The 12,374-nt window shown below is 73.4% G+C and carries 12 protein-coding genes; 5 read left to right on the plus strand and 7 right to left on the minus strand.

The window, feature by feature from the left end; genetic code table 11:
- Nucleotides 1-327: 327 nt before the first annotated feature.
- Entirely contained in the window at nt 328-1,653 is a 1,326-nt protein-coding gene (locus AB0D10_RS36590) for a radical SAM protein (protein ID WP_360264186.1), read from the plus strand.
- 151 nt (nt 1,654-1,804) lie between these two features.
- Here AB0D10_RS36590 and AB0D10_RS36595 read toward each other — a convergent pair whose 3' ends face one another.
- Both AB0D10_RS36595 and AB0D10_RS36600 read right to left on the minus strand, forming a co-directional pair.
- Nucleotides 1,805-2,608, minus strand: a complete 804-nt coding sequence (locus AB0D10_RS36595; protein ID WP_360264189.1) for a thioesterase family protein — start codon at nt 2,606-2,608, stop codon at nt 1,805-1,807.
- Nucleotides 2,609-2,805: 197 nt separating this feature from the next.
- Nucleotides 2,806-2,985, minus strand: coding sequence for a hypothetical protein (locus AB0D10_RS36600; RefSeq protein ID WP_360264274.1), 180 nt, complete (start codon nt 2,983-2,985; stop codon nt 2,806-2,808).
- Nucleotides 2,986-3,286: 301 nt separating this feature from the next.
- On the opposite strand from AB0D10_RS36600, the gene AB0D10_RS36605 reads away from it, so the two are divergent.
- Nucleotides 3,287-4,006 (plus strand): hypothetical protein, encoded by a 720-nt coding sequence (locus tag AB0D10_RS36605; RefSeq protein WP_360264190.1) that lies wholly within the window; start codon nt 3,287-3,289, stop codon nt 4,004-4,006.
- Here AB0D10_RS36605 and AB0D10_RS36610 read toward each other — a convergent pair.
- On the minus strand, nt 3,970-5,253 hold the full coding sequence (locus AB0D10_RS36610) for a hypothetical protein (protein WP_360264192.1): 1,284 nt from the start codon (nt 5,251-5,253) through the stop codon (nt 3,970-3,972). The genes AB0D10_RS36605 and AB0D10_RS36610 overlap by 37 nt on opposite strands.
- 257 nt (nt 5,254-5,510) lie before the next feature.
- The gene (locus tag AB0D10_RS36615) at nt 5,511-6,776 is read right to left on the minus strand and encodes a YncE family protein (protein WP_360264195.1); all 1,266 of its coding nucleotides are present in this window, start codon (nt 6,774-6,776) and stop codon (nt 5,511-5,513) included.
- Nucleotides 6,777-6,933: 157 nt separating this feature from the next.
- Between AB0D10_RS36615 and AB0D10_RS36620 the strand changes: the two genes are divergently transcribed.
- Together AB0D10_RS36620 and AB0D10_RS36625 are read left to right on the plus strand one after the other, a co-directional pair.
- Nucleotides 6,934-8,088, plus strand: a complete 1,155-nt coding sequence (locus AB0D10_RS36620; RefSeq protein WP_360264197.1) for a DUF6183 family protein — start codon at nt 6,934-6,936, stop codon at nt 8,086-8,088.
- Nucleotides 8,089-8,198: 110 nt separating this feature from the next.
- A complete protein-coding gene (locus AB0D10_RS36625) occupies nt 8,199-8,771 on the plus strand; it encodes a PH domain-containing protein (RefSeq protein ID WP_360264200.1) in 573 nt (190 codons plus the stop codon).
- 85 nt (nt 8,772-8,856) lie between these two features.
- On the opposite strand, the gene AB0D10_RS36630 is transcribed toward AB0D10_RS36625, so the two are convergent.
- A complete protein-coding gene (locus AB0D10_RS36630) occupies nt 8,857-9,615 on the minus strand; it encodes a hypothetical protein (RefSeq protein WP_360264202.1) in 759 nt (252 codons plus the stop codon).
- A 382-nt stretch (nt 9,616-9,997) separates the two neighbouring features.
- Here AB0D10_RS36630 and AB0D10_RS36635 point away from each other — a divergent pair, with 382 nt between their 5' ends.
- On the plus strand, nt 9,998-11,239 hold the full coding sequence (locus tag AB0D10_RS36635; protein WP_360264205.1) for a hypothetical protein: 1,242 nt from the start codon (nt 9,998-10,000) through the stop codon (nt 11,237-11,239).
- 80 nt (nt 11,240-11,319) lie between these two features.
- Here the strand turns inward: AB0D10_RS36635 and AB0D10_RS36640 are convergent, their stop codons facing one another.
- On the minus strand, nt 11,320-11,526 hold the full coding sequence (locus AB0D10_RS36640; protein ID WP_360264207.1) for a hypothetical protein: 207 nt from the start codon (nt 11,524-11,526) through the stop codon (nt 11,320-11,322).
- A 122-nt stretch (nt 11,527-11,648) separates the two neighbouring features.
- Nucleotides 11,649-12,374 carry a ribonuclease H gene (locus AB0D10_RS36645; protein WP_360264210.1) on the minus strand — a complete coding sequence of 242 codons (726 nt, stop codon included), beginning with the start codon at nt 12,372-12,374 and terminating at the stop codon, nt 11,649-11,651.

A 12,374-nucleotide genomic window follows, 5' to 3' on the forward strand; every position in this document is an offset into this window, starting at 1 on the left:
TTCTACACCCGATAGGGTGAACGTTCGTGCTGCCGGCGTTCGAGGACGCCCCTGTCATGCATCGGTCCGTCCCGCGCCCCGACGCCCCGGAACCGGACCGTCGGGCCCGACCCGCCCGCGCACCGCGTCAACCCGGCGCCCACCGTCGTGTCCCGCTCGCGTCGGGCACACCTCGCCCTTCCGACGGCGGCCGTTCGACGGCGAATGACCCGCCGGCGCCGCCCGGATGGATCTTCCCCGGGCGACCGGTGCGCGGCCGACCGCGTAAGGGGAAGAACAATGGGCACGGCGCCGTGGAGGATCGGGGCCAGGAAGGAAGACCAGCGCATGGAGAGCCAGGCCCACAGCCGTACCGCACTCGTCGAGGGGCTCATGGAGCGCTATCCCGACGTGCCCCGGGAGGCGGTGATCAAGGAGGACCTGCTGCGCGGCGGCATGGCCTTCGACGAGTCCGCGCTCAGCGGCAGCGCGGGCGCCGACGGGGGCGGTGAGGTCAAGCCCAAGTCGTACTTCATCTTCTCCTTCGACCACCGCACCCTGCCCGAACTGGGTGCCGCCGCGCTCAACCGGCCGCCGGAGGAGGTCGTGCTGACCGGCGGGCCGTACGGGCTGCGCCGCACGGTGGTGTCGGTGCGGGTCAACCCGGACTCGCCGTACCGGGTCGGTGCCGACGAGGACGGGACGCTCGGCCTCTACCTGGACGGTTCGCGGATCGCCGACGTCGGCCTTCCGCCGATGCCCGACTACTACCGGCACACGCTCGCCAACGGGAAGTCCGTGATGGAGGTCGCCCCGACCATCCAGTGGGGTTACCTGATCTACCTCACGGTGTTCCGGGTCTGCCAGTACTTCGGCGCCAAGGAGGAGTGCCAGTACTGCGACATCAACCACAACTGGCGCCAGCACAAGGCCGCCGGCCGCCCGTACACCGGGGTCAAGCCGGTCGAGGAGGTGCTGGAGGCGCTGGCGCTGATCGACCGGTACGACACCGCCCGCACCTCCCAGGCGTACACCCTCACCGGCGGGGCGATCACCTCACAGGTCGGCGGCCGGGACGAGGCCGACTTCTACGGCCGGTACGCCAAGGCCATCGAGGAACGCTTCCCGGGGCGGTGGATCGGCAAGGTCGTGGCGCAGGCGCTGCCGCGCGAGGACGTCCAGCGCTTCCACGACTACGGCGTGCGGATCTACCACCCCAACTTCGAGGTGTGGGACAAGCGGCTCTTCGAGCTCTACTGCCCGGGCAAGGAGCGCTACGTCGGCCGCGACGAGTGGCACCGCCGGATCCTCGACTCCACCGAGGTGTTCGGCCCGGAGAACGTGATCCCCAACTTCGTCGCGGGCGTGGAGATGGCCGAACCCTTCGGCTTCACCACCGTGGACGAGGCGATCGCCTCCACCGAGGAGGGCCTGCGCTACTTCATGTCCCACGGCGTGGTCCCGCGCTTCACCACCTGGTGCCCCGAGCCCACCACCCCGCTCGGAAAGGCCAACCCGCAGGGCGCGCCGCTGGAGTACCACATCCGGCTGCTGCAGACCTACCGCGCGACCCTGGAGGAGTTCGGCCTCTCCTCCCCGCCCGGCTACGGACCGGCCGGTCCGGGCAAGGCGGTCTTCTCCGTCAGCTCCTTCATGGACTCACTGCCCGGCTGAGCCCGCCCGCGTGAGCCCGGGCGGGCGAGTCCGGGCGCCCGCCCCGACGGCGCCGCCCCTCGCGGTGGCGCCGCCGGGCTCCCGTCGGGTCAGCGGCCGAGCGCCTGCGCGGCCGGCCCGGCGCCCTCGATCCGCTCGACGGATCCGGACGTCAACTCCCGCTCTGGGGCCGGACGGTGAGGATCTGCTCGGCGCGGCCCAGCGGGCCCAGTTCGTCGTGCAGGACGGTACTGGTGACGCCGTGGCCGGCCGGGCCGAAGCTGACGGTGGTGTCCAGACCGGTCCAGCGGCCCTCGGGACGGCGGAAGAAGTGGATCGTCAGATCGGTGTTGGGGAACATCCACTCGGTCGGATCCTGCCGGGCGGCGATGCCGTTGGCGGTGTCCACCAGGGCGACGAAGGAGGCGTGCGGGCTGCCGGCCTCCCCGGCGACCAGCTCGACCGGGGTGGAGATCCAGGCGGCGGCGCGGCCCGGGGCGGTGGCCCGGTGGCGGACGTCGATCGAGGAGATGTAGCCGCCGCCCCACATCCCGCTCATCGCCCAGGGCTCGAACTCCTCGGGCGCGGGCAGCCGCTCCTCGTGCGTCCCGGCGACGGCCGTGGTGTCGAGTTCGGCGAGGAACCACGCGCGGGCCCGGACGACGGCGCGCTCCCCGATCACCACGGTGGCCTCGACCAGCTCGATGGTGCGACCGGGCCGCACGGTCTCCACCGTGACCTCGACCTCGTCGAGGGCGATCAGGCCGAGTATGTCGAAGCTGATCCGGGCCAGCGCGAGGCCGTTGCCGGGGCGGTCCGCCCGGTACCGGTCGATCGCGTGGACGATCAGGCCGCCGAGCGGGCTGAAGTGCTGCTCGTCGGGGTGCCAGGCGCCCTGGGCCTGGGCGGTGGGCTTGTAGCGGTTCTCGCCGGTGCGCTGGTAGTAGCTGTCGGGCGCGGTGGTGGGGGTGGACACGTGCGCTTCTCCTCGGGCCGATCGCTGGACACCGAGCGGGCGCCGTCGGGGTACGACGGCGCCTGACCTCGGCGTTCAGGATCGTAAGGGGCCGAACCGCCTCCGGGGCGTGACGGTGACGCATCCCACACCACGTCCACTGACGCACCCCCGGACAGTGCCCGCGCCCGGCGGTCCGGTCCCGTACCGGCGGTGCGTCAGTGCGCGGCGAGCGGGTAGTGGTCGGAGAGGTCGGTGTAGGTGTAGCTCTTGCCCCAGCTGCTCACCGTCCAGGGCGCGCTGTGCACCCGGACGACCTGGGGGGCCGCGCCGAGTGCAGCGATCACGGTGGCGGCGGCGCCGACGGCGAGGGCACGGCGGACGGACGGCAGCGGCATCTGGGCTCCGTGGGGCGTGTCGTGGACCCGCCGGGTGGCGGGACGTCGTGTATCCGACGTGCCCGTCGGCACGGTCCGCAAGACGTCGGACGAGCGCCTGATGAACTCGTCGGTAACTCCTGTACGAACGGCCTGACGGAGGCTCACCGGGTTCGGCGGTCCGGCACCCGCCCTTCCGGGCGGCCGGGGCTGAGGTCACACTGGCGCAGGCACGGGAACGGGCGCGCCCGGCCGCCTGCACGGCGGCAGGCAGGCAGCACGGAACCGGGCACCGCACCAGGCACGACCGAACGGGGGCTCCATGACAGGCAGGAAGAAGAAGCAGAAGCGACCGCTCGCCCCGGGGGTGGTCCCGCCGCCCAAGCGGGTCCGCAGACGCCCGGTGCCGGAACTGTCGCCCCGGGCCGTCCGCCGCACGGCGTGGCTGGTGGGATTCACCCCGGTGCCGGTGATCGGCCTGCTGGCGATCGCCACCGACCCGGACTACCAGGTCCTCTGCACGATCCCCGCGTTCCTGGCGTTCACCGCCGGCGTCATCGGGCTGGGATTCATCCGGGCGCGCGGCTGGGTGATCTGGCCGGCCGTCCTGCTCGGTGTGCTGCTGATGGTGCTTCCGACGGCGAGCATCCGCGCGCAGATCACCGCCCACCGCGGGGTGGAGACCGCGGTCGTGGTCACCGGCGCCCACAGCTCCAAGGACCGCAGCGGGCGGGTGAGCTGGGTCTGCGACATCCGCCGCGCCGACGGGCAGCCGCTGCCGCACGGCACGGTCGGCGGCTTCGGCTGCTCGGGCAGGTCCGACGTCGGCACCACCATGAACGTGCTGGTCGACCCGCAGGGCTGGGCCCCGCCGGCCCCGTTGGACGACGACCTCGCCTTCCGCGGCAGCGGCGTCTGGGTCAGCGCCGCGGCCGCCGTCCTGTGGGGCCTGCTCACCCTGGTCGCGGCGCGCCGCACCCTCCGGGAGCCGACGGCGGGGGTCGGTCAGAACAGCGGCAGGTGGCGGGCGAGGACGTCCTGACGGCCACCGTCCAGGGCGCCGAACACCAGGGTGGTGCCGAACGCGTCCACGGCGGGTGAGGAGGACGGGCCGGCCGCGGTGCCGACGCGCTCCACCCGGCCGGTCCACAGGTCGCGGCGGAAGACGTCCGCGACGCCGTTGGTGTCGCCGGGCACCAGGGTGCCGACGTCCGAGGCGAAGTAGACCCAGCGGTCGTCGGCCGTCATGACGGCCGGCTGGGTGCCGTCGGCGGCCACCTCGGTGACCGTGCCCGCGCGCAGGTCCCGGGCGTAGAGGGCGACCCGGGTGGCGCCCTGGTCCGGCTGGAACACCCGGAACAGCGCGAACCGCCCGTCGGGGCTCAGCCGGGCCTGGCGCACCGCGTCACGCAGGGTGCCGCCCGCGTCGATGCTCGCGCCCTGGATCCGGCCGGTGCGCGCGTCGTACGCGTAGAGCGGGAAGAGCTGCCGGGACGGCGCGGGCTTCGCCGGAGCGGGCACGGGCGCGGCCTGCACCGGGGACGACCCGGGCGCCAGCAGGTTGGCCGCCTTCGAGCGGAAGGCGACGGTCAGGCCGTCGGCGCTGAGGGACGGCTCGACCGAGCTGCCGTCGGCGGGGGCGCCGTCGTGGCCGGTGGTGACCAGCCGGGTGCTGCCGGTCGACCGGTCGGTGAGGTAGATGTTCGCCGTGCCGGGGCCGGCCCCGGGGGCGAGGTCGGCGCGGTCCGAGGAGTAGGCGACGTAGCGGCCGTCGGCGCTGATCACCGGCCCGAGCGAGTTGCCGACGCCGCTGCCGGCGGTGAGCCGCTCGGTGCGGCCGGTGCTGCGGTCGTGGACGTAGACGTCGGTGCGGCCGCTGCCGGGCTGCCCCGGGACGGCGTTCCGGGCGTCGCTGCTGAAGGCGACGTACCGCCCGTCGGCACTGATCGCGGCCTGGACGGTCGAACCGTCCAGCTGCGCCCCGTCGTCGGCGAGGCTGACCCGCTCGGTGCGCCGGGTCCACAGGTCGCGGACGAAGACGTCGTACAGGCGGTTGGTGTCGCCGGGCACCAGGTTCGAGGCCAGCGAGGTGAAGAGGGCGTAGCGGCCGTCGGCGCTCAGTCCGAGCGGCTCGGACCAGTCGTCGGCAGGCGTGCCGTCCGGCGCGACGTTCACCCGCACGGTGTCGTCCCGCACGGGGGCGGGCTGCGCCTGCGCGGCCGGCGCCGCGGTGCCCGCCAGCAGCGTGGCCGCCAGGACGCAGACCGCCCGTACCGTCGTGGTCTTCATGACGTTTCCTCCCCTTCGGCCGGGCCGCCCCGCCTCCCGCCCCCGCGCGGCCGCTCCGGGCCGAGCCAACCCTCCGGCGGGCCGGCGGTCAACGGGGCCGCCGTTGTGAGGGACACGATTCCGCCAACTCTCCGACACGCCGCCCACGCACCCGGCGCCCGCGCACCCGGCCGGGTGGCTGGGCGGCGCAGGCCTGTCGGGTGCCGGCGGCGTATTCGGAGGCCGGGAACCACCGGCGGCACCCGGTCCGTGCGGGGCTACCTCGTCGTGGGGCCGGTCCAGCCGGTGGGCACGTGGCCGAGCCGGACCCGTTGCGGGTGCCGGCCGACCGCGACCGAGACGGTCCTGAGCCCGGTCGCGAAGTCGATCGCGGTGACCCGGTCGGCGCCGCTCTCCGAGATCAGGCAGGACCTGCCGTCGCCGCTCACCGTCGCCCAGTACGGCTTGGACGCGGGCACCAGCGGCCCCTCCTGGAGGGTGGCGCGGTCGACCACCGTCGCGTAGTCGTCCACCGTGCCGGCGACGCAGATCCGGTCGCCGGACGGACTCATCGACAGGCCGTGGTGGCGGGAGTCGTTGGGCCAGGTGGTGCGGTCCGTGCCGGCGGCCGGGCCGACGGGCAGGGTCTTCACCCGGGTGATCCGGTCGGCCGCCACGTCGTACTCCAGGAAGCCGTTGAAGAACGACACCTGGAAGTAGAGCCGGGTCCCGTCCGGGGAGAAGACGGCGGGCCGGACGGCGTTGGACAGGCCGCCGAGCCCGGCGTCGTCGAGGCGCTTGCGCATGTCGATCACGCGGACCGGGGCCAGGGTGGCCGCGTCGACGACGGTGATGTGCCGGTCGCCCTTCGTCCAGTCCAGCCACGGCGCGTCCAGGGCGGTCTCGACGTTGCCGATGGACATGTTCCACAGCTGCCGGCCGCCGTCGGTGAAGATGTTCTCGTGCGGCTTGTCCCCGGTGTGGAACGAGCCGAGCTCGGCGCCGGTGCGGACGTCCAGGAGGTGGACCGTGTTCGCGGTGGAGGCGGAGACCGCCACCCGGGTGCCGTCGGGCGAGAGCGCCATGTGGTCGGCGCGGTAACCCGCCACCGGAAAGCGCCAGTTGATCCGGCCGGTGGCGAGGTCCAGGGAGACCACGTCGGCGAAGCTGGGCCGGGAGACGACCACAGCGGTGCCGTCCGGCGTGCTGTACATGTCGTCGACGAACTGGTCGTGGCCCTCGCCGGGGCCGAGCCGCACCCCGAGGAAGAAGGCCAGCTTCACGGGGTCGAGGTAGATCTCGGCGAGCCGCTGGTCCTTGTCGGGGATGACATCGATCCGCCCGACCTTGGTGAGGGCGCCGGAGGACTCGATCACGTCGGCGGTGCCGTCCCAGTTGTTGCCGACGAACATCACCTCCCGCAGGGCCGGTGCGGCGGCGGCGCTGGTTCCGGTGGCGGCGGCCGGGGCGAGCAGGCCGAGGGCCGCCACGAGCGTGCAGAGGGGGCGGGCGCCGAACCGGCGCCGGGGACCTGTCCTGGGCATCGTCGCTCCTTCACGGGGTGGCACGACGTCTTGTGAGACGGTCTGTCAGTTTCGCCACTCGACGGTAGGGAGGGCCGGGCCGCCTGACAAGACGTCGGCAGCGGTTCGTTCCGTCCGGCACCGTGGGCCCACCCCACAGGCCCGTAGGCTCACCCGCATGACGGAGAAGATCGAGCGGCTCGTCGACGGACTGGCCGGCCGGGAGTTCGTGGGGGACGTCTGCCGGCTCCTCGACGAGCACCTCGGGCGCGGGGACACCGGCTACCTGGCCGACGTCGCGGCCGCGCTGAACGCCCGCTACGGCTCCGGCCGGGAGGGCGCCGAGCACCGGTACCTGTTCGACCGGATCCTCTGGGACCTCGTCACCACGCCCGGGCGGGAGAACGTGGCGCACGCGGTGCGGCTCGGCCTCTCCGACGGCCCGCGCACCGGACGGTCGGTCCGCCGGGCGGCCGCCGTACTGGCCGCCCACCAGAGCACCGCGGACCTGGCGGTGCTGTACGCGCCCGGCCGGGCGCACGACGACGCCCCGGACGAGCTGCGGGCCTGCCTGGTCCAGGAGTCGGCGCTCCGGGGCGCACCGATCGCCGAGCTGCCCGAGGCGGTGGCCTGGGCGGAGTCCTCGCCCTCCTGGGCCGGGCACCCGCTCGCCCTGCTGCCCTGGTCGCTGATGCCGTTGGAGGGCGAGCCGAGGCTGCCCCGGTACTCCCGCGGAGGCGCCGCGTACGGCGTCCGGTACGGGCTGCCGGACGGCAGGCCGCTGCCGGTCGGCTCCGCGGTACCGGCCCCGGCGCCGGGGGTGCACCGGGGGCCCGACGAGCCGGCCCTCACCGCGGCGGTGGAGCGCTGGGCGGGGCGATCCGACGGGCGGGTGGAGTCGGCTGTCTTCCTCCTCGACGAGCCGCTCACCGGGCGGCCGGCGGTCCACCCGTTGCTGGCCGCGCTGCCGCTGGACTGCCTGGTGGACGTGCCGGCCGCACCGGACCGGCTGACGGTCGTCCCGGGCTCGGCGGCGGAGGCCTGGTCCCGCCTGTTCGGTGCGGCGTCCCTCGGTGGCGGCCACAGCGACGGGTGGTGGTACGGCGCCTACGGCCGGCTGGCCGCCTGGCGCTCGCTGACGGCCCTGGTCGGCGCCCCCGAGGGAACCCCGGTCCCCGAGGTGGCGGAGCGGGCCCGAGGGTGCGACTGGTACGCCTTCGAGGCTTCCAACGACTGGTTCAACCAGGACGGCATGGACTTCGCCCTGCTGACGGTCGCCCGCGACCGCCGCCGCCTGGCCGTCCTGGCCGCCACCGACTACGACGGGGGCTGACCGGCGCGATGCGGGACCGGCGGAGCGTCCGCCCGCCGGGGCGGGTGGTGCCGCAGGCGACGCCCCACCCCCCTTCTCCACCCCGCGAACCCAGGCGTAGTGTGCGCCGTGTGAACGAACTGATCTTCCGGGGGAAAGACCTGTTCCGGCCCTCGTGGTCGAATCTCGTACCCCTGCTCGCCGTGCTCACCCTCCAACTCGTCTTCGGCGGGATGAAGTTGGGCGCCCTGTCCACGCTCTGGCTGGTCCTCGGGACGCTCGTGCTCGGAGGTGCGGGCTTCGCGGTGGGCTGGCGGTCCTGGAGCCGGGTCGGCGCCGACGGCGTCACCGTCTGCTGGGGCATCGGGCGCGGCCGCACCTACCCGTGGCAGGACATCCGCTGGGTCGACGTGCGGGAGACCAAGGGCAACGGCATGACGTCGCACGCCGCGCGGATCTTCCTGACCGACGGGCGGCGCCGCTCGCTGCCGGGACTTCAGACCAGCGCGATCTACCCGGCCGCCGACTTCGGGGTGAACTTCCAGCAGGTGGTGAACTGGTGGGAGTACAGCACCCACGCGACGCAGCGCATCCGCCCGGAGAAGCAGTTCCGGGACCGGTTGACGCCCACCGTGGTGGGCCTGGTCCTCGGGCTCGTCCTCGTCGCCGTCGGCTTCGTCGTCGTCTTCCTGCAGCAGCTGTAGTCGGCGAAGCCGATCGGCCCCGGTTCCCTCGCGGGAGCCGGGGCCGACACGTGTTCAGGCCGCCTTCAGGCCGCCCGGGGCGGGGTCACCGCTGCGCGGGGTGGCCCGGCTGGCCGCCGTACGGCTGCTGGGGCGGGTACGGCTGGCCCTGCTGCGGCGGGTACGGCTGGCCCGGCTGCGGCGGGTACGGCTGCTGGGGCGGGTACGGCTGCGCCGGCGGCGCCGGGTAGGCCTGCTGCTGCGGGTACGGCTGTGCCGGGTAGGGCTGTTGCGGCGGGTAGGGCTGGCCCTGCTGCGGCGGGTACGGCTGCGCCGGCGGCGCCGGGTAGGCCTGCTGCTGCGGGAACGGCTGGCCCTGCTGACCCGGGTACGGCATGCCCTTGGGCGCGAGCTCGAACGGCTGCGAGGACGGGTCGATCGACCCGGGCGGGAAGGCGGTGCTCAGCTGGTCCAGTTCGGCGCGCCAGTAGCGGTGGATGTTCAGGCGGGTCGGCTTGGCGGCGTTGGGCAGCTGCAGGTACATCGAGCTCCAGATCGAGGCCCGCTTGACCCGGCTGACCGGGAGGGCGTGCCGCGGGAAGACCGCGACGACCTCGCCGGGGCGGTTGGTCCAGCGGCTGGCCGTGTTGACCACGATCGAGCTGTTGGTGAGCGTCAGGAAGTAGAACCGGCGGGTCAGTGCGACGATCAGGCCGAGCAGCGGCACCTCGTCGAACACCGCGTTGAGCCACGGGCTGGGGCCGGTCTCCACATGCACGCACGCGATGAAGGTCTCCCCCGGCGGTGCCACCTGCGAGAGCTTCTCGATGACCTGGGCCTTCTGCTTCGCCCGGCGTATTGCCATGCTTTCGGTACCTCTTACCCCGTCGTGTCCGCCGACCTTGCCCGGCGGGAAATCGGCTGAGGCTAACAGGTGGTGATCGGGCCCTGAACACCCTTTCCCGGCAAAGGTTCTGCCATCGTTCGGCATGGTCGACGGGCCTCCGCCGCCCCATTCCCGCCTTCGCCGAGCCGGACACGTAGCAGGCCGTCACGGCTGTTCTCCGCCGGATCGGTTAAAGCCTGTGCCAAATAATCGTGTGACGGCTTGCCGATGGTGTGATCGGATGTGTGAACGCTGTGGCGCTGCACGCCACAGGGGAGGGAAGCTCCGGTCCACCGACCGGGCCCAGTCACACAGGAGTTGCACCATCAACACCGCCATCCGCAAGGCCGCCCGCGGTGCGATGCCCGTCGCCGTCACCGCATCCGTCCTCGCCACCGGCCTCGCCGCCTGCGGCACCGTCGAGCAGCTCTCCGCCGCCCAGAAGGTGTCCAAGGCCTTCGACAAGGTCGGTGACGGGAAGTCGGCCGGCTTCGCGCTCTCCATCGACGCCACCCCGGAGCAGATCGTCGCCTTCGCCAAGGCCACCGCGGACAAGGGCGACGGCGGCGTGGACGAGAAGAGCGCCAAGGCGATGTCCGGGCTCACGCTCGCCGTCGCGGTCTCCGCGGACAAGCCGCTCAAGGAGCTGGAGGCCTTCAAGGAGGCCAAGGGCTCGACCGCGAACAAGGACCTGACGCTCGACAAGTCGGTGCGCCTCTCCTACGTGCTCTCCGACCGCAGCGGCGCCGCGCTGCTGGAGTACCGCCAGGTCGACGCCAAGGGCTACCTGCACGTCGACGCCAAGGGCCTGGTCAAGCTGATCGGCGAGGACCCGTCCGAGGTGGACGCCGTCAGCAAGGACCTGCCCGCGGACCTGGGCGCGGTCAAGGACGCGCTGGCCGGCAAGTGGGTCTCGCTCGACCTCCAGGAGCTCGCCGACGAGGCGAAGAAGAACGACGGCGGGAAGGCCGCCCCGAGCGCCGCGCCCACCGCCGACCCGGAGGCCGCCAAGCAGCTCCTCAACTCGCTCAAGGACGTGATCGGCCGCACCGTCACGTACGAGGACAAGGGCAAGACGGACGGCGCCGAGCACATCTGGGTGAGCGCCCCGGCCCGCCGGCTGGTGGACGAGCTGTTCAAGGCCGTCAAGCCGGTAGCGGACAAGTTCCCGCAGCAGTTCAAGAAGTTCCCGGCCCAGGCGCCGAGCGACGTCCCGGACCGCAAGGTCGGCGTCGACCTCTACCTGAAGAACGGCGCCTTCTCCTCGGCCACCTTCGACCTCGCCCAGCTGGCGAGCAAGGCCAGGCCGGGCGTCAACTTCCCGGTGAAGCTCGCCTTCAACCAGTCGGCCCCGGACGTCCAGGCCCCGGCCGGCGCGGTGAAGCTCACCAGCGCCGACCTCATGAAGGCGGTGCTCGGCCTCGCCGCCGGCCCCGGTGGCGGCCTCGACCCCGCGGACGGCCCGGCCACCGCCGCGGCCCCGCTCACCGACGCCCAGCTCAAGGAGCTCGCCAAGCTCGGCGTCCCGGAGTCCCAGGCCCGCGCGTTCAACGCGCTCGGCATGAGCTTCGAGGACATCAAGGAGCTGTCGCAGCCGAGCTGACGCCGCACCACTCCACCGCTCCACCACGACCGACCGGCCGGCCGGCCGCGACCACGCAGCCGGCCGGTCGCGTTCCGTTTCTACGCCACCCGCCCGGAACGACGGGCCGGCACCTCGACCCGCCCCGAGCGCAGATGGCCACGGCGACCGTCCGCGAACACCAGCCGCAGGCTCCGGTCCTCCGGCACGGCCTCGACGACGGCGCTCTCGACCGCGGCGTAGGACGACTCGCGGTAGACCCACACCTGGTCCCCGACGTGGAACTCCGCCGTCTCCGAGACGATCACCGCGCTCACCTTCCTCCGGAACTCCACCCATCCATACGGCACGCGGCGGCCGATGACTCAGGTGTGAACGGTTTCGGCGGGGCCTGGTCGGGCCGGGCGGGGCCTGGTCAGGCGGGCCCGGCTCAGGCGTGGGCGGCGACGCACTCCGGGTGGCCCCAGCTGCTGCCGACCTTGGTGATCTTGTCGCCCTTGGCGTACGGACGGCTGCACGGGCAGGTCCCCGGGTAGCGGGCGGCGAGGGTGCGAGAGGTGCCCGAGGAGCCGCGCTTCGCGGCGGTGCCGCCGGTGCCGCCGGACGTGCCGCCGCCGGCCGCGGCGCGGGTGCCGCCCCGGGTGGTGCGGGGCTTGACGGCGGCGGCCGGGTCCGGCTCGGGGAGGTCGGCGGCGGTGCCGGCGGCGTCCTGCTGGGTGCGGGCGGCGTCGCTGGCGGCCTTGTCGGCGATGGCGTTCAGCGGGTCGCCGTCCACCTGGTGGGCCGGGACGTAGACGAAGGTGACGTCCCGGCCCTCCAGCAGCGCGTCGATCGACTGGATCAGCTCCTGGTTGGCGACCGGCTTGCCGGCCGCCGTCTTCCAGCCGTTTCGCTTCCAGCCCTTCAGCCACTTGGTCACCGAGTCGCGGGTGTAGGTGCTGTCCAGCCGCACCTCCAGCGGAGCGGCCGGGTCGGTCGCCGCCAGCAGCCGCTGCAGCGCCGTCAGTTCGCCCACGTTGTTGGTGCTGCGCCCGAGCGCCCCGGCCTCCCAGCGCTGGGGCACCCCGGCGGCGTCCGCCACCACGTACGCCCAGCCCGCCGGACCCGGGTTGCCCTTGGCTGCTCCGTCACACGCTGCAATGACTCGTTCGACCAT

Source organism: Kitasatospora sp. NPDC048545, assembly GCF_040651155.1.
Taxonomy (GTDB): Bacteria; Actinomycetota; Actinomycetes; order Streptomycetales; family Streptomycetaceae; genus Kitasatospora.

Coding starts and splice junctions, on each gene's coding strand:
- AB0D10_RS36630 (WP_360264202.1), bottom strand. CDS start 9,615: ATGGCAATACGCCGGGCGAAGCAGAAGGCCCAGGTCATCGAGAAGCTC.
- AB0D10_RS36600 (WP_360264274.1), bottom strand. CDS start 2,985: ATGCCGCTGCCGTCCGTCCGCCGTGCCCTCGCCGTCGGCGCCGCCGCC.
- AB0D10_RS36590 (WP_360264186.1), top strand. CDS start 328: ATGGAGAGCCAGGCCCACAGCCGTACCGCACTCGTCGAGGGGCTCATG.
- AB0D10_RS36615 (WP_360264195.1), bottom strand. CDS start 6,776: ATGCCCAGGACAGGTCCCCGGCGCCGGTTCGGCGCCCGCCCCCTCTGC.
- AB0D10_RS36635 (WP_360264205.1), top strand. CDS start 9,998: ATGCCCGTCGCCGTCACCGCATCCGTCCTCGCCACCGGCCTCGCCGCC.
- AB0D10_RS36620 (WP_360264197.1), top strand. CDS start 6,934: ATGACGGAGAAGATCGAGCGGCTCGTCGACGGACTGGCCGGCCGGGAG.
- AB0D10_RS36610 (WP_360264192.1), bottom strand. CDS start 5,253: ATGAAGACCACGACGGTACGGGCGGTCTGCGTCCTGGCGGCCACGCTG.
- AB0D10_RS36605 (WP_360264190.1), top strand. CDS start 3,287: ATGACAGGCAGGAAGAAGAAGCAGAAGCGACCGCTCGCCCCGGGGGTG.
- AB0D10_RS36645 (WP_360264210.1), bottom strand. CDS start 12,374: ATGGTCGAACGAGTCATTGCAGCGTGTGACGGAGCAGCCAAGGGCAAC.